Source organism: Corynebacterium sp. HMSC075D04, from assembly GCF_001815635.1.
In the GTDB taxonomy this organism is placed as follows: domain Bacteria; phylum Actinomycetota; class Actinomycetes; order Mycobacteriales; family Mycobacteriaceae; genus Corynebacterium; species Corynebacterium coyleae.
Map to the genome: position 1 here is coordinate 200,639 of NZ_KV821338.1, position 15,768 is coordinate 216,406.

The window sequence follows — 15,768 nt, forward strand, 5'->3', positions numbered from 1 at the left end:
TCTTAGACGGCTACGCAAGTCCGAATTATTCGTAGCGCAGCGCGTCGATGGGCTGCATCTTCGCGGCCTTCGACGCAGGGTATGCGCCGAAGAACACACCGGTCGCCAGCGAGAACAGCAGCGCGAACACCACGGCTCCGATCGGTGGCCATGTCATTTCCAAAAGCGCCGAGCTGGCGATCATGCCGACAGCGCCACCTAGGATGACGCCAATGACGCCGCCGATGAGGCACACCAGCATCGCCTCGACGATGAACTGGACACGAATATCATTGTGGGTTGCGCCGAGCGCTTTACGCACGCCGATTTCGCGGGTGCGTTCAGTAACCGTGATCAGCATGATGTTCATCACGCCGATACCGCCGACGAGGAGCGAGATGCCGCCGATTGCGGAGAGCACGGTCGACAGGGTGCGGAAGATCGTCGTCAAGCCTTCGAGGCTCGCTGAGATATCGAACACCTCGGCCTCGTAGTTGTCGTTACCGGCGTACATGCGATCCAGGTACGTTTGCAGGTCTGCGCGGAACGCCTCCGGGTCCTCATCCACAGCAGCACGCACGCTAAACGACGACACCCAGTCCGCCTCCAAGCCAACCCTGTCCGCGGCCGTGACCGGAATGTAGGCGTCCGCAAACGCGGTTTCCCCGAACATGGGCTGGCTCTCCGATTTTTCCAGCACACCGATGATGGTGAACACCGCCGGCTTGCCGTGGATGATGAGGTCGAAGCGGGAGCCGAGCGCCTTGCTCGGATCGTTGTCGAACAACGCCTCGACCAGCTCTGGCGATACAACGGCAACGGGGCGACGACTATCAATGATGTCTTGATCCAACCCGCGACCGTACTGAACCTTCAGGCCACGCATGTCGAGCGAGCTCGCAAGCGACGGGTAGATCGACACACTTGAAGTGTTGTCCCCGACCTGTGCGTCACCACCACCGGAAAGCTCCAGATCGATGCCTTGCACGCGGTCGCCGAACGACGCTTGCAGCTCGTTGAGCTGATCAAACGTGACAGCATCGTTCTCGTTTGTCGGCGGGGCAAGATCAAACGCCGCAAACGGGTCCTCGGATTTCTCGCCTTCTTCCGCGCGTTCGTGCACCATCACCGGGTACGTGGTCGTGCCGGCGTCTTCCAGACCACCCATCACATCGTTCTCGAGGGCACGGCCCAACGTCATGATGATGATCACGGCCATGATGCCGATGATGATGCCCAAAAGCGTCAGCAGCGAGCGCAACTTGTTGGTATTCAGGCTGGACAGCGCCAACCGTAGCGATTCGCGAATATTCACCTAGTTCACCCCACCCGGCTGGCGCACACGAGCGATTTTTCCGTCCATCATTTCCACGATCCGGCCGGTTTCTTCAGCCAACTCCGGGTTGTGGGTAATAAACACGATGGCTTTGCCCAGTTCCTGGTTGAGTTCGTGGAACAGATCCATGACCATGCGTCCGGTTTTGGAATCCAGGGCGCCCGTGGGCTCGTCGGCAAGCAGCAGCCCTGGGTCATTGGCCAGGCTGCGTGCGATTGCCACACGCTGCTTCTGGCCACCCGAAAGTTCGTTGGGGTTGTGGTGCAACCGATCCCCCATGCCCATGCGATCCAGCAGTTCGGCGGCGCGCTCCTCGCGCTCGCGCTTCGGCACACCGGCGTACATCATCGGCATGGCCACGTTCTGCAGCGCGTCGATGCGGCCCACGAGGTTGAAGTTCTGAAAAATGAATCCGATGTTTTGGCTGCGGTAATGCGCCAGTTCCTTGTCCTGCTTCGCGTACACAGGTTCGCCGTTGAAGGCATACGCACCTTCCGTGGGGCGATCAAGCATGCCGATTAGGTTCATCAACGTCGATTTACCGCAGCCCGAAGGACCCACGATAGAAACAAATTCGCCCTGTTCAGCGTAGAAATCCACGCCGTGCAGTACGGTCAGTTCGCTCGGCTCGCCAACGTTGTACGTCTTCACGATCCGGCGCATGTCGATCAACCTGCCGGTGTTCTCCATGCGCGGCTGCGTATCGACGACTTCCTCCACCGGGACAGTTTCAACTACCGGTTCGTCTTCATCGGCTGGGTCTTCTTCGCCGTCGAGGAAGAACGGGTCGTGGGTGTCTGTCGTGTCGGTCAGGGTGTCGTCGTCAAGCGGACGCTTTTTCCTGCGAAACACTTACGGCTGCTCCTTCTCGCCGTCCTGCTTCTTCTTGCCTTCGCGAGCCTCGCGGACCTTCTCCGGGTCGAAGTTCGGGTCGTTGATCTCAACGGTCTCCCCGATACGCTCGCGGTACTCGTCCGGCCAGTTCACGACAATATCGCCAGCCTTGAGGTCGCCGCCCGTAATGGCAATGTCGACGTCGTTGGACGCACCGGTTTTCACGATGCGTTCCTCGACCTTGCCAGAGGTCGCATCTTCGCCCTCGGTTGCCATGACGAGAACCTTCTTCTTGCCGTCCTCCTCATACACGGCGTCGAGCGGGACGTTGAGCGCGTCCTTCGCCTCAGCGGTAATGATCTCCGCACGCGCGGTACCACCCAGCAGCAGACCTTCCTTGTCGCCGGTGATTTCGATCTCGACCGGGAACGTCACCTCGCTCGAATTTTGCGATCCGCCGCCGCCCATCGCCATGCCAGGAACCTCAGCAGAACCAGAACCGCTCGCGGCCGGCGCAATGCGCGTGACCTTGCCCTTGAACTGCTTCTTGCCAGTTGCGGTCGACGTGAAATCAACCCGGTCCCCGACCGAGATGTTTGGCACGTCCGACTCACGGACGTCTGCCCGGATGACCAGGGAGGAATCGTCGGCAATACTGAGCAATTTGCCTTGCGGGATGTCGCCTTCGTGCACGGAAACCTCGGTCACCAATCCCGCGATCGGGGCGTACACGGTGCCTTCACGGACTTGGTATTCGAGGGTGCCGTCGCCCTCGCCAAGCTGCGCCGACTCGGCCTGACGGGTAGCGGAGCTCACCTGCGCCTGCAACTGGTCACGTTCCTGCGCCGCCTGCGCACGTGCGGACTCAAGTTCCGCCTGAGCCTGCTGCAGCGCCGCCTGAGCCTCCTGCTTGCTCAACGAACCACCAGCGAGCTGCGCCGGAGCTTGCGGTGCCGGTTGTGCCGGCTGTGCCGGTGGTGCTGGAACACCCGGCTTTGCCGTCGCATTGCCAAGCGAAGAGATCTGACCCGCCATCTGCTCCACAGCCGCCATGCCGCGGTTGATCAAGCGCGGGCCACCCTCTGCAGCAACAGCTGCGTTATAAGCCGCCTGCGCCTGGTCGACCTGCGCTTGAGCAGCAGCAATCGCCGGGTGCGTCCCGTTATTGATGCTTGCCTGATACGCGTTCAACTGCTGCTGCGCCTGCTGCACGTTGGCCTGCGCATCAGCCTGCGCGTTCGCCTGCTGCTTTTGCTGGACCGCCAACTGGCGCTCCAGCTCCTCGGTATTCATGGCAACGAGGAACTGCTGCGCCTGGACCCTGTCACCAGCCTTCACTGCAACATTCTTTACCTCAGACTGCACCGCCGAGGTGATGTTGACAGTGCGCACCGGCTCAATCTTGCCGGAGACGACAACACTGTCAGAGACGCCTTCCTGGGACACGACGGTGTAATCGCCGGGCTGCAGCCCGTCACCTTCGCCTTCGCCGTTGCCATCGCCACCGAATCCGCACGCGCCGAGCAGCAGTGCGGACGACGTGACAATTGCCAGGCTCACGCGTGTCAGCCGGCGACGTGCGGTCGAGTGATTGGTCTCGGAAGCCAAGGGGTCTCCTCCCGGTAGCAGGCATATAACTCCGCAAACTATACACGGCCCCCAGAGACGTTTCGGGTCAATGCAAACGCTCCCCACACAGCATCAGAAGGCAATACTTCCACGGCGAAAACAGCTGGCTGTTCGGCAACCGCGCGGAGTTCATCGCCTGAACCGTAAACGATCACTGCGTCAATTGGCTGCGTGGTTGCTTGCTGGAAGATTTCGTCACGTAGCTGCTCCGCAAGCGGTTCACCAACCGCGATAGGCGCTCCGCCGTTCGCGACCAGAGCACTCGCCCGGCGCGCCGGCGCAACCGTCACCGCAGCATCGTGAACAGATAATGCTGTATCGAACGTCACAAGCGCGAACGCGGGGGCGTCAGCGGCACGCAAGGTGTCGTCGGCGCGTTGCTTGTAGTTCTCTTCCCCGTCTTCGGGCCCGAGGGTGTCGCCTTGCAGCACAGATGGCAGTGGTGGCGTCGCAACGCCAATCGCCCACAACGCTGAGAGCGCAACACCAGCTGCAAGCAGCGTTGCGACGACCCGCCTACCCGTTACGGACCGCATCAAGCGCCACACGAAGGTCCTCCGGATACTCGGAGGTGACCTCCATATATTCACCGGTACGCGGGTGGACGAACCCAAGGCTGGTGGCATGCAGCCACTGACGCTTCAACCCGAGTTGCTTCGACAGAGTCGGGTCCGACCCATACATCGGATCTCCCACGCAGGGATGGCCCACCGAGGACATATGCACTCTGATCTGGTGGGTCCGGCCCGTTTCTAGGTGCACCTCGATGAGACTCGCCCGGCGGAACGCTTCAATTACCTCGTAGTGGGTCACGCTCGGCCGGCCGTCCTGCGTGACGGCAAACTTCCACCCGGCGGAAGGGTGGCGTCCGATCGGTGCATCGATTGTGCCAACTGTCGGGTCCGGCAGCCCCTGCACCAACGCGTTATAGGTCTTGTCCACGGTGCGTTCTTTAAAGGCGCGTTTCAACGCGGAGTAAGCGGGCACGCTTGCGGCAACGATCATGACGCCGGATGTGCCGACGTCGAGACGCTGCACGATGCCCTTGCGCTCCGGCGGGCCGGCATCGGGAAGCGTGAATCCCATGGCTTGCAACCCACCGACCACATCGGGGCCTTCCCAGCCCAAGGTCGGGTGCGCCGCCACGCCCACAGGCTTATCCACCGCGATGACGTCGGCATCCTTGTACAGGATCTCCAGACCTTCAACGAGTTCGGTGACCGGCTGCGGCGCCCGCTTCGGCTCCGGCAGAGTGACCTCCAGCATGGCGCCTGTGTGGACTCGTTCCGATTTCTGTGCAGCAGTGCCGTTGACAAGCACGTCACCGTTCGCGGCAATTTCTGCGGCGACGGCACGGGAGACACCGAACAGCTTCGACATCGCAGCATCGACACGCATCCCGTCCAGCCCTTCCGGCACTGGAAGCGCCCGGAACTTACCCATCGTTGTCCCCCTTCCGCTCTGCTACAAAGGTGGCCACGACAAACACCACCACACCGACCGTAATAGCAGCATCGGCCAGGTTAAACACCGCGAAACTGCCTACGGAGATGTAGTCCACCACATGTCCGAACCAGAATCCAGGCTCACGGAACAACCTGTCGCACAGGTTGCCCAGTGCGCCACCTGCGACCAGCGCTAGACCAAACGCCTCCCAACGTGTGGACATGCGAGGACCAAACCACAGCGCACCAATGACAAACGCAAGTTGGAGGGTGGTGAATAACCACGTCGAATTCTGCCCCATCGAAAATGCGGCGCCCGGGTTAAACAGCAGGTAGAAGCGGAACCAATCTCCGATCACTGGGTGGGGCACTCCGGGTTCCAGCCATGCGACCATGATGATTTTCAGGAGCTGGTCCAGCGCCGCCACGATGAGCATCACAGCGATCACGACACCAAGGTAGCGGGGTGTCGAGCGGGGTTTCGTTGCCTGTTCCATCGCCGTCCCACCTTAGCGCCTCGGACGCTACCCCTGCGTATGCCGTGCGGTACGTTCTTAAAGATGTCTCGTTTAACTGCCGCCGTTGCCGCCGTTGCTTTGTCACTGTCCCTCACCGCATGCGCGGGCGAGGAAGACCTGATCGAGGGCGTGCCCGCGTTCCCTGTGGACGAGCCGGGTGTCACTGTCGTCGATACGGGCGAACATGCTCGCGTGTTGTCGTACACCGAGAACGCCGAGCCCTGGTCCACCACGGTTGCGGTCTCGTCCGGTGTCGCGCAGACAGTGGGCGATCAGGTCCGGGGCGGCGATGTGGCGATCACGACGTTGCCGCTGGACATCTCGGTTGGTGACGCACCTGAACCCGGCGAGGGAGAAGCAGCTGCTTCTCGACGAATCGACTTCACCGTCGGCTCCGGCAAACACTCCAACCTGGACATCGGCCAGGACGTCGCCGCCACTGAAGGCTTCCGCATGAGCTGGCGTGGCGACGACTCTGGGAAGATCTCCACCATCAAACTGCTCACCCCACCGGAAGCACCGGAGCGCGGCCTGCAGCATTTGGAGCCCGCCCTGCTGGCGCTGATCACCCAAAACGTCGTGTTCCCCACCGAACCAATCGGTGAGGGTGGCGTGTGGAAGGTGGAAAACCGAGTCGCCGGCGACAACACGATGTTGCGCACCACCACCTACACTGTCGAGTCGCTTACCGATTCCACCGTTGACCTCGCCGTCGACATCGAGGAACGCCCCTCGGAAAAGGACATGACGATCGACGCCGATGCCGCCGGGGACCTCAACGGCCAGCACATCGAGGTGGAGTCCTCTTCCACCACGTCGAAGGGGCACATCACCGTCGATTTCTCCCGCCCGTTGCCAGTGTCAGGCGAGGTGGAAGCGACAACCCACCTGGTGTACTCCGGCGGGGAGCAAACAACCCGCGTGGTCCAAGACATCACGCGGGCTGTGCGGTACGGCGCTTAACTTACAGGCCAGGAGCTGCCGGAGGCGCCTGCTCGGCTGGGGCTTCGGCCGGGGCCTCAGCCGGTGCGGCCGGTGCGGCCGGTGCGCCGGTGTTGCACATGTCCGGCACCTGCTCCGGCGGCAAGGTGTTGCTGACCAGGAAGCACGCCCAGCTTTGCGAGATCTTCCAGTGGCCCTCCTCGTACACAAACTCCACATCCTCAGCCAGCTGCGATTCCGCGTCCGGTCGGGTGAAGTTCACCGTCGCCAACACCGAGTTGGTGGTGTAGCCCGGCAACACCGGGTTGACCACCTGGAAGTTCGCGCCTGATTCCTGCTGAGACTGGGTCATCAGATCGAACAGTTCCGGCGTGGTTTCGCCACCCTGGACGGTGTTCGCGCGTTCTGCGATGGGCAGGTTCGGGTCGGCAGCGCGCTGCAGGACTGCGTTGAGCTCTTCTGCGGTGGGCATTTCTGCCACGGGCGCTGCGTCGGATGCGCTTGCCTGTTCGGCTGCGGTGGTGGTGTTCTCCGTGTTGTCGGACTCGCCCGAGCAGGCGGTCAGACCCAGCGCGAGGCTGGCCGCTGCAAGTGCCGCAGCAAATCGCTGTGCTTTCACGTGTTCTCCTTGCATACCTTGATTGACTTGCTCAACGTTACTGCACTGAAGCCCATTTCTGGCACTCTGGTGCACATGACCGTCTACGTTGTCTCCACCGGAGGCACCATCGCCTCCACCGCCGATGTGTCCGGGGCGCTTGTGCCGATCTTGTCCGCCGATGAACTTGTCGCCCGTAGCGAAACCACCCGTGACGTGCAAACTCGGGAGATTGCGAGTCTGGATTCGTCGTCAATGGGGCTCGCCGACATCGACCGCCTTCGTGCGCTGACTAGCACATTGCTTCACGACGACACCCTCACCGGCCTCGTCATCACCCACGGCACCGACTCCATGGCAGAAACCGCCCTCGCGTTAGACCTCGTCCACCGCGATGAACGTCCCGTCGTGTTGACCGGTGCGATGCGCTCCGCCGATCATCCCCACCCTGACGGGCCCGCGAACCTGCGTGGCGCGATCGAGGTGGCCGCCACCCAACGCGGCGGTGGCGCCTTCGTTCACTTCGGTGGCGCAACCTTGCCTGCACGCGGCCTACGCAAGCGGCACACTACCGATCTGGACGCCTTCGACGTCCCCGTTTCACTGCGCCGACCTATGCCTGTCCCCGCTGCACCATTGGATGGCTTGTTCGTGCCGATCCTGCGTGCGTGGCCGGGTGACGACGGCACCGTTGCACATCTTGTCGCCTCGAAGTCCCCCGACGGCGTCATTGTCGAGGCCCTCGGTGCCGGCAACGTCTCCGACGGCACCGGCGAAGCACTTCGCGACATGCTGCGCCGCGGCATCCCCGTAGTGATTGCCACTTCTGCCCCCTACGGTGCAGTGACCTTCGCCTACGGCGGCGCAGGTGGCGGCTCTACCCTCGGCGACCTCGGCGCGCTGCCCGCCGGCCATCTCTCCCCCGGCCAAGCTCGTATCGCACTGCTCACCGCCCTGGCCACCGGTGTGAATCCCAGCTCACTGCTCTGACAGCCAGTCCTCCCACGCCAACGAATCGACGGGGTCGGCCGGGACGAGCGCGGGATCGTCGCTACGCAAGCTCTTGACCCTGCCAGGCCCCGTCGCGCGAGTTTCAAACCGCACCGTGACCCACCCTTTGCCGGCCCCTTGCACCCAACCGTGCCCAAACTCAGGGTGAAACACGTCCTGGGTAGCGCGCCACTGCCCTGGCGTGTCTCCCATCTCTGAGACCACCTCGAGTCCAGCCGGTGCGGCATGATCACTCACCCCAGTTTCGTAGTCCTCCGCCACCGGCGCCGGCTTCACAATCTCCTGATCCAACTCCGGAAACAACACATCCTGCAGCGCATCCTCCAGGCCCGAATACGACACCCCCACAAGCCTGATTGGCCCGACTTCGTCCGGGTAACGCACCAGTCGAAACGCCGTTGCGAGCAGGGTTTCCGCATCGTCGGTTGCATACGGCAGGGTCGCCGAGCGGGATTCGATGCGAAAGTCCGCCATCCGCAGCTTCACTGTCACCGTGCGAGCCCCTCTCCCGTCCTTGAGCAACCGTCGATGCGAATCCGCTGCCGCACGTTCCAGCGCAGTGTCTACCTCCGACGGCTGGGTTAAATCGTTCGGGTAGGTGTGCTCGGAGGAGATCTGCTTCGCCACAGCACGCGGGGCAACCGGCCGCTCATCCACACCGCGAGCAAGCCACCACAGCTGCTTGCCCACCGCACCACCAATCGCGATATCGAGTTCTTTCTCGGTCAGCGCCGCCAAATCCCCAATCGTCTCGATCCCCGCCGACGCTAACTTCGCCTCCGTCACCGGCCCCACACCCCACAACTCATTGACCGGCATCGGATGCAGGATCTCTAACTGTTCTTCATGCGGGATGACAAACACTCCGTCCGGTTTCGCGCGGCCCGAACCAATCTTGGCGTATTGCTTGCCCGCCCCAGCTCCGATCGAGCTCGGCAAGCCAGTCTCCTCCTTGATCTCCGCGCGCAACTGGTTCGCCCACTCACGCACCTCGTCAGGGGTAGCACCAATGAGCTCAGCTGGCTCCATGAAGGCTTCATCGATGGACAGTTGCTCCACCACATCAACGTGCTTGCTAATCACCTCGAACACTCGCCTCGACGCGGTCGTGTACACCGCCCGCCGGGGTGCCACAAGAACTGCTTTTGGCCCCACCAGACGTGCCGCCCGGTGTGTTGGCATGGCGGAGCGCGCCCCATACTTTCTTGCCTCGTAACTGGCGCCCGCCACGACCCCGCGGCCGGTCACACCCGCAACGAGCACTGGCCGCCCTTTCAGCGTGGGACGGGTGAGCTGCTCACATGACGCGTAGAACGCGTCCATGTCGATATGCAGCACCCAGCGAGTCATGCCACCACTGTGCACCACCGCTACCGCCGAGTTCCAATTTCGTCATTCATCGAATGAGGTACCCGTGATGAAATCCAGGCGACGCGGCAACCCTCGCCCGCGGGAAACAAACCGCGCACCATCGTTAAACGTGAAGAACAGGTCGGTTCCCCTGCTTTCAATTGTGATCGTCCCGTGGCTAACCTGCGAGTGACAACTCGAGCACAGTGGAATGAGGTTATCCATGTTGGTCGAGCCACCATGCTCCCATTCTCGGATGTGGTGGATCTCAATAAACCGGCGATGCGAGCACCCAGGCATGGCACATTGATACCCCCACGTTGCTAGCAACGCCTGCACCTGGCCGTCAGTGGCGAACCGCTGTGCACGGCCGACGTTGATGGTCAGCCCATGTTTGTCCATCAAGTGCAACCGCACCACGGCGTTAGCAAGGTAGCTTCGCACATCCTCTGACCGTGCGGCACGGTTTTCGGGCATCCAACAGCCCCCGCCCTGATTCACCATGAGATTGACCTGCACACCGGGGCTACGAAGCGGACTAATCGGGTGAGCCCGCACCATATCCACCATGGCCAGCAACGCTGCGTAAACGTCCTGTTTCTCCGGAGGCCCGTAGCGCGAAACCGTCTTCGCGATGTCTTCGGCGGTGATCTTTGTCCGTTTCCGTGGTTCGCGATCCTGCTCAGAGGCGACAGCATCCTTGGCGTTGGTGGCGTCGTCGATAAGCAGTTGCACCTTTTCAGGATCGTTGAGATCCTCCGGATCGACGTCCTCCAGACCAAAACTGGCCAACTGCGCCATTTTCAGCGCGGTCAGAAGTTTCTGCCCAGCCACGGCGGGAAGACGGGCCTCGAACGCAAGCATGCCATCGTCGCACTCGCTGGCCCGGGCGAAGGGCTCGGTCGGCTCATCGTCTTTCGGCCCGGCACCGGCGAGCACAAGTTTCAGGTCCGAAAACGCCAGAGACAACGCAAGAGCGACAAGCTCCTCTTCGTTTTGCTCGTCCAGAAACTGCAGGACAAAACGAACCGTCGAATACGGCATCACCCCAGACTCAAACGCCTCGAATAACCGGCGATACCTGCGCAGGCCCCGGGCAACCCTCACATACTCAAAGGCCGTCGGTTCGGGCAGGTTGAGTTCCCTACGCAACCACGTCGCGGTCGACTTCTCCCCATACTGCGACGCGAGATCCTGCTCATCGAACTGCCCGACTGCTTCAAGCATCCGCGCACGATGGTGATTGGCCGAAAGGTGGTTGACCTTAATCCGGTCTTCGAGCACCTCTGCCGACAAATCATTCGTTCGATCAGCCACCCACTGGCTCACTGCAACTGTCATGTTCACACCCCTTGTTTACAAACATTGACACCTTTATATATCGTATAGGTGTTCGAGTCAATAGTTTTCCTCAAATCTACCCAAAGAGGCCATTCCCCCACCTTGGCTGCGCAGCTTTTTCACTATGCCGCTGCATAGTTTGGAGCAGACGGCGGTTCTTTGTTCGAAAAACTATGCCGCTGCATAGTCGACACATTCGTCGCCACGATGTGTCACCATGACATCTGTGAAGATCATCCAAACGTTAATCTCGGTAGCGCTCGCATCCGCGACCACGCTCACTGCGCTCACTGCCTGTTCCGGTGCAGAAGATATCGCCGCCGATGCTCCCGAGACCAAACTGACACCGACTGAGGTCGCCGAATTATGTCAGAACGCCGCCAGAAACGCGTCCACCGCCGACGGCGTTGCCTACGACGCCCTAACGGTCTATGCACACGAAGTGCCCACTGACGCAATCACAGGACAGACGTTCGACAGCGAGATCTCCGGTTTTCTCAGCAATGACGAATACATCGGTGAATTCACATTACGCTGCACGATCGACGGCTCCGACGCCCAAGTGAGCAATTTTTATTTCCCTCCCGAGAACTTTCTCGCCCCGCAATCGGAATCCAGCCCCACAAGGCAAGCACAGCGACAGCACGCACAGCCGCAGCAACCACAGGCACAGGCCGTGGATCCGCAACGCATCGACCCACGAAACAACGGCGCGGGAGTAACCGGCAGGGACGACAACCTGGGCATTTACTATCACAACAAACAGGACTGGCTGTTTCTCGAGGCTCCGGGCAAGGTTGTACCTGGCGCGAAGATTTACAACGTGAACAAAAGCTACTGCTCTACTGGTTTTATCGCGTCGCGGGAAAACCGCACATTCATCGTTACTGCCGGGCACTGCGGCGATGTGGGTGACCAGTACTACGTCAATGACCAATACGGCGGGTCACTGGTTGTGGGCGAGATGGTCGAATCCTTCTACGAGCGCGACAACACGGGCTTTATCGGCACCGACATCGGACTGATTGAGATTTACGACGATGCCAAGCCGTACGTGGATTCCGCACTGCCCGTAAATTCCCGATTGAAGGGCTGGATCACCCCAACACAAGCGGGGCAAGGCAACATGACCATTTGCCGTCTCGGTGCCACCACTGGCTACTCCTGCGGCAAATTCGTCGAGGTAGATAGGGCCGGCCAATTCGTGTTTCGCAACATCGCTGACAGAGGCGATTCCGGAGGCGCGATCTTCGCGTTCGACGGCACGGACGCATGGGCGCTAGGGGTGACGTCGAACGGCAGCGACTACAACAAGACGCTCACCAGCGGCATGGAAATCGCCGGCGCAATGCAGCACTGGGGCCTCACGCTTCACGGCTAGCCCCTAAAAACACTATGCCGCTGCATAGTGGTCCGGGTCAGGATCCACTATGCAGCGGCATAGTCCGTCAGCGCCTAATTCTTGCGAACGGTGGCGGTCACACCGTCGACAACATCATGGCCTTCGACTGGTTCGGTGACCACATCGAAGGAGGTTGCCAAGGTTTCGGCGGCAATGTGCTCTGCGTGACGACGAGCCCACTCCTCCTTCTCCGCCGGCACTGCAAGCACAACCGCAATGCGATCGGAGACCTCAAGGCCCTCACGCTTGCGCGCATCCTGCAGGCCACGGATGACATCGGCGGCCCAGCCTTCAGCCTCGAGTTCCTCAGTGACGTTGGTGTCCAGGACGACGAGGCCGACGGCGGCGTCGGCGTCGACACGCGCAGTGCTCTCCGGGTTCTCGGCGACGAGACGCTCGGTGTAGAGCTCCGGAGTCAGCACGATGTCTCCGTCGACCACCACGTCGTCGCCACGACGCTCATAGTTGCCAGCCTTGACGTTCTTGATCGCGCGCTGGACATCCTTGCCCAGCTTCGGACCAGCAATCTTCGCATTAACGACGACCTCGAACGAACCAGCCGAGTCCACATCCGCGGTGAGCTCAACGTCCTTGACGTTCACTTCGTCGCGAATGGTGGAGCGGAACGGCTTAAGTAGATCAGCCTCTGGCAGAGCAACAGTGAGCTTCGGCAGTGGAAGACGGTTACGCAGCTTGTTCGCCTTGCGTACCGACGACGCCGCCGAACACACCGCACGCGTCGCATCCATCGCAGCGACCAGGTCAGCATCCGCCGGCAGGTTGTCTGTCTTCGGGAAGTCAGTCAGGTGCACGGAACGGCCACCGGTCAGGCCACGCCAGATCACCTCAGAGATGTACGGCAGCAACGGCGCGACGGTACGGGTCACGACTTCAAGCACCGTGTAAAGCGTATTGAACGCCTCCGGGTGCGCCTCCTGGCCTTCCCAGAAACGATCACGGGAGCGACGCACGTACCAGTTGGTCAGGGTGTCCGCGAAGCGACGCACCTCATCGCAAGCATCGGCGATGCGCGTGTCGTCGAGAGCCTCGCCCACGGCCTCCACCAAGTCGTGGGTCTTGGCCAGGATGTAACGGTCGAGCACGTTGTCGGAATCCACCGACCACTGAGCGTCCTCAGAGGAGTACAGCTGCAGGAAGGTGTACGCGTTCCAGATCGGCAGCAGCGCCTGGCGCACGCCCTCGCGGATGCCCTGCTCAGTGACGATCAGGTTGCCACCACGCAGGATCGGCGAAGACATCAGGAACCAACGCATCGCGTCGGAACCGTCGCGGTCGAAAACCTCGTTGACGTTCGGGTAGTTGCCCTTGGACTTGGACATCTTCTGGCCGTCGGAACCAAGCACGATGCCGTGGGCGACGACCTTCTTGTACGCCACACGGTCGAACAGCGCGGTAGACAGCACGTGCTGGACGTAGAACCAGCCACGGGTCTGGCCCGAGTACTCGACGATGAAGTCAGCCGGCTGGCGAGCGTCGTGCTCTTCGCGGTTCTCAAACGGGTAGTGGTACTGCGCAAACGGCATAGAGCCGGATTCGAACCAGCAGTCGAGCACGTCCGGCACGCGGCGCATCATGGACTTACCAGTCGGGTCGTCCGGGTTCGGACGCACCAGTTCATCAATGTGCGGACGGTGCAGCGACTTGGGGCGCTCACCGAAGTCACGCTCGAGCTCATCGAGGGAACCGTAGACATCCACGCGCGGGTACTCCGGGTTATCGGATACCCACGCCGGCACCGGGGAGCCCCAGTAGCGGGTACGCGAAATGTTCCAATCGCGAGCGCCTTCGAGCCACTTGCCAAACTGGCCATCGCGGATGTGCGACGGGATCCAGTCGATCTCCTGGTTGAGCTCGACCATGCGGTCGCGGATGTCCGTGACCTTCACAAACCAAGCCGGCAGCGCCATGTAGATCAGTGGCTCGCCGGAGCGCCAGGAGTGCGGGTAAGAGTGGACGATGGTCTGGTCACGCACGACACGGCCCTTGGCGCGCAGGTCGCGGATGATGTCGCGGTTCGCGTCGAAGACCAACTTGCCTTCGTAGTCCGGAACCAGCGAGGTGAACTTGCCGTCGGCGTCGACGGGGATGACCAAATCGATGCCGTAGTCCTGGCAGGTGAACATATCGTCTTCACCGAAGGCGGGCGCCTGGTGGACGACACCGGTGCCGTCCTCGGTGGTGACGTAGTCCGCGTTAAGCACCATGAACGCGTTCTCGTGGTCGCGGAAGTAGTCAAAGACCGGCTCGTACTCCAGGCCCTCGAGCTGGGCGCCGGTGAACGTGGAGATGACCTCGTACTCGCCGAGTTCCTTCGCGTATGCGCCGAGCAGGTTCGTCGCCAAGAGCAATGGCGTATCGACGACACCCTCATCCCCCGGCTTCACCAACGAGTACTCAACCTCCGGGTGAACCGCCAACGCCAAGTTCGACGGCAGCGTCCACGGCGTAGTGGTCCAGGCGATCGCAGCCGCATCGTGCAGTTCAGGGTGCTCAGCCCACGTCTTCTCCGCAGCGTAGCCGGCGCGGCCGCCGGTGAACGGCATGGTGACGGTGACGGTAGGGTCCTGGCGGTCGCGGTAGGAATCGTCGAGACGCGTCTCCTGGTTGGACAGCGGCGTGTGCTCTGCCCAGGAGTACGGCAGCACACGGAAGCCCTGGTAGATCAAGCCCTTGTCGTAGAGCTCCTTGAACGCCCACATGACGGATTCCATGTACTCCGGGTCCATGGTCTTGTAGCCGTTCTCAAAGTCCACCCAACGAGCCTGACGGGTGACGTACTCTTCCCACTCGCCGGCGTAGTTCATGACGGACTTCGCGCAGTATTCGTTGAACTTCTCCAGGCCCATGTCCTCGATCTGGGCTTTGTCAGTGATGCCGAGCTGCTTTTCTGCCTCCAACTCGGCCGGCAGACCGTGGCAGTCCCAGCCGAACACACGCGGCACATGGAAGCCAGTCATCGTGCGGTAGCGCGGAACGATGTCCTTGACGTAGCCCGTCAGCAGGTGGCCGTAGTGAGGCAGACCGTTAGCAAACGGCGGGCCGTCATTGAACACGTATTCTTCGCAACCTTCACGCTGCTCAAGCGATGCCTGGAACGTTTCATCCTTGTTCCAGTAGTCGAGCACAGCGCGTTCCATCTCGGGAAACTTGTCGCTGCCTCCGGTCATATCGACCTTAGGGTAGACGTTGCCAACCATGACACTCCTCCACACACAATCTGCAGGGACGCATGTGCTGCGCGGTACCACCCTGCTTGGGGCGAAAGCCCCCACTTCATTTGTGGTGAAGGAAGTGACGTCTTCCCATTTAACGTCCGGTTCTAATAAGCGTAATGCCGTTCTTCCGGAATGCTCCCCGGTGAT

13 protein-coding genes are annotated in these 15,768 nt (G+C 61.4%); 3 read left to right on the plus strand and 10 right to left on the minus strand.

Features of this window, described 5'->3' with window-relative positions; genetic code table 11:
- Positions 1-25: 25 nt before the first annotated feature.
- The 6 genes from HMPREF3048_RS05975 to lspA form a co-directional block, all read right to left on the minus strand.
- On the minus strand, positions 26-1,294 hold the full coding sequence (locus HMPREF3048_RS05975; protein ID WP_070771487.1) for an ABC transporter permease: 1,269 nt from the start codon (positions 1,292-1,294) through the stop codon (positions 26-28).
- Positions 1,295-2,005, minus strand: a complete 711-nt coding sequence (locus HMPREF3048_RS05980; protein WP_070422382.1) for an ABC transporter ATP-binding protein — start codon at positions 2,003-2,005, stop codon at positions 1,295-1,297.
- Between the two features lie 162 nt (positions 2,006-2,167).
- Positions 2,168-3,757 carry an efflux RND transporter periplasmic adaptor subunit gene (locus tag HMPREF3048_RS05985; protein WP_070450906.1) on the minus strand — a complete coding sequence of 530 codons (1,590 nt, stop codon included), beginning with the start codon at positions 3,755-3,757 and terminating at the stop codon, positions 2,168-2,170.
- A 38-nt stretch (positions 3,758-3,795) separates the two neighbouring features.
- Positions 3,796-4,314, minus strand: a complete 519-nt coding sequence (locus HMPREF3048_RS05990; RefSeq protein WP_070771489.1) for a hypothetical protein — start codon at positions 4,312-4,314, stop codon at positions 3,796-3,798.
- Positions 4,295-5,221, minus strand: coding sequence for an RluA family pseudouridine synthase (locus HMPREF3048_RS05995; RefSeq protein ID WP_070422209.1), 927 nt, complete (start codon positions 5,219-5,221; stop codon positions 4,295-4,297). Before HMPREF3048_RS05995 ends, HMPREF3048_RS05990 begins: the two co-directional genes overlap by 20 nt.
- The gene (gene lspA / locus HMPREF3048_RS06000; RefSeq protein ID WP_070422208.1) at positions 5,214-5,720 is read right to left on the minus strand and encodes a signal peptidase II; all 507 of its coding nucleotides are present in this window, start codon (positions 5,718-5,720) and stop codon (positions 5,214-5,216) included. Before lspA ends, HMPREF3048_RS05995 begins: the two co-directional genes overlap by 8 nt.
- Before the next feature lie 63 nt (positions 5,721-5,783).
- Here lspA and HMPREF3048_RS06005 point away from each other — a divergent pair, with 63 nt between their 5' ends.
- On the plus strand, positions 5,784-6,704 hold the full coding sequence (locus HMPREF3048_RS06005; protein ID WP_083316775.1) for a hypothetical protein: 921 nt from the start codon (positions 5,784-5,786) through the stop codon (positions 6,702-6,704).
- A 1-nt stretch (position 6,705) separates the two neighbouring features.
- On the opposite strand, the gene HMPREF3048_RS06010 is transcribed toward HMPREF3048_RS06005, so the two are convergent.
- Entirely contained in the window at positions 6,706-7,302 is a 597-nt protein-coding gene (locus tag HMPREF3048_RS06010; protein ID WP_070570073.1) for a WKL family lipoprotein, read from the minus strand.
- Positions 7,303-7,377: 75 nt separating this feature from the next.
- Here HMPREF3048_RS06010 and HMPREF3048_RS06015 point away from each other — a divergent pair, with 75 nt between their 5' ends.
- Entirely contained in the window at positions 7,378-8,271 is an 894-nt protein-coding gene (locus HMPREF3048_RS06015) for an asparaginase (RefSeq protein ID WP_070771596.1), read from the plus strand.
- Here the strand turns inward: HMPREF3048_RS06015 and HMPREF3048_RS06020 are convergent.
- The gene (locus HMPREF3048_RS06020) at positions 8,260-9,642 is read right to left on the minus strand and encodes a DNA polymerase IV (RefSeq protein ID WP_070771491.1); all 1,383 of its coding nucleotides are present in this window, start codon (positions 9,640-9,642) and stop codon (positions 8,260-8,262) included. The genes HMPREF3048_RS06015 and HMPREF3048_RS06020 overlap by 12 nt on opposite strands.
- 42 nt (positions 9,643-9,684) lie before the next feature.
- Positions 9,685-10,983, minus strand: a complete 1,299-nt coding sequence (locus tag HMPREF3048_RS06025; protein WP_070422205.1) for an HNH endonuclease signature motif containing protein — start codon at positions 10,981-10,983, stop codon at positions 9,685-9,687.
- Between the two features lie 217 nt (positions 10,984-11,200).
- Between HMPREF3048_RS06025 and HMPREF3048_RS06030 the strand changes: the two genes are divergently transcribed.
- Complete coding sequence (locus HMPREF3048_RS06030; protein WP_070771493.1) at positions 11,201-12,364, plus strand: S1 family peptidase; 1,164 nt, start codon at positions 11,201-11,203, stop codon at positions 12,362-12,364.
- A 74-nt stretch (positions 12,365-12,438) separates the two neighbouring features.
- Here the strand turns inward: HMPREF3048_RS06030 and ileS are convergent, their stop codons facing one another.
- The gene (gene ileS, locus HMPREF3048_RS06035; RefSeq protein ID WP_070771495.1) at positions 12,439-15,603 is read right to left on the minus strand and encodes an isoleucine--tRNA ligase; all 3,165 of its coding nucleotides are present in this window, start codon (positions 15,601-15,603) and stop codon (positions 12,439-12,441) included.
- Positions 15,604-15,768 lie beyond the last annotated feature (165 nt).

What these genes read in the sequence shown, in the direction of transcription:
- HMPREF3048_RS05980 (WP_070422382.1), bottom strand. Translation starts at nt 2,005, where the DNA reads ATGGAGAACACCGGCAGGTTGATCGACATGCGCCGGATCGTGAAGACG.
- HMPREF3048_RS05990 (WP_070771489.1), bottom strand. Translation starts at nt 4,314, where the DNA reads ATGCGGTCCGTAACGGGTAGGCGGGTCGTCGCAACGCTGCTTGCAGCT.
- HMPREF3048_RS05995 (WP_070422209.1), bottom strand. Translation starts at nt 5,221, where the DNA reads ATGGGTAAGTTCCGGGCGCTTCCAGTGCCGGAAGGGCTGGACGGGATG.
- lspA (WP_070422208.1), bottom strand. Translation starts at nt 5,720, where the DNA reads ATGGAACAGGCAACGAAACCCCGCTCGACACCCCGCTACCTTGGTGTC.
- HMPREF3048_RS06005 (WP_083316775.1), top strand. Translation starts at nt 5,784, where the DNA reads ATGTCTCGTTTAACTGCCGCCGTTGCCGCCGTTGCTTTGTCACTGTCC.
- HMPREF3048_RS06015 (WP_070771596.1), top strand. Translation starts at nt 7,378, where the DNA reads ATGACCGTCTACGTTGTCTCCACCGGAGGCACCATCGCCTCCACCGCC.
- HMPREF3048_RS06020 (WP_070771491.1), bottom strand. Translation starts at nt 9,642, where the DNA reads ATGACTCGCTGGGTGCTGCATATCGACATGGACGCGTTCTACGCGTCA.
- HMPREF3048_RS06025 (WP_070422205.1), bottom strand. Translation starts at nt 10,983, where the DNA reads ATGACAGTTGCAGTGAGCCAGTGGGTGGCTGATCGAACGAATGATTTG.
- HMPREF3048_RS06030 (WP_070771493.1), top strand. Translation starts at nt 11,201, where the DNA reads ATGACATCTGTGAAGATCATCCAAACGTTAATCTCGGTAGCGCTCGCA.
- ileS (WP_070771495.1), bottom strand. Translation starts at nt 15,603, where the DNA reads ATGGTTGGCAACGTCTACCCTAAGGTCGATATGACCGGAGGCAGCGAC.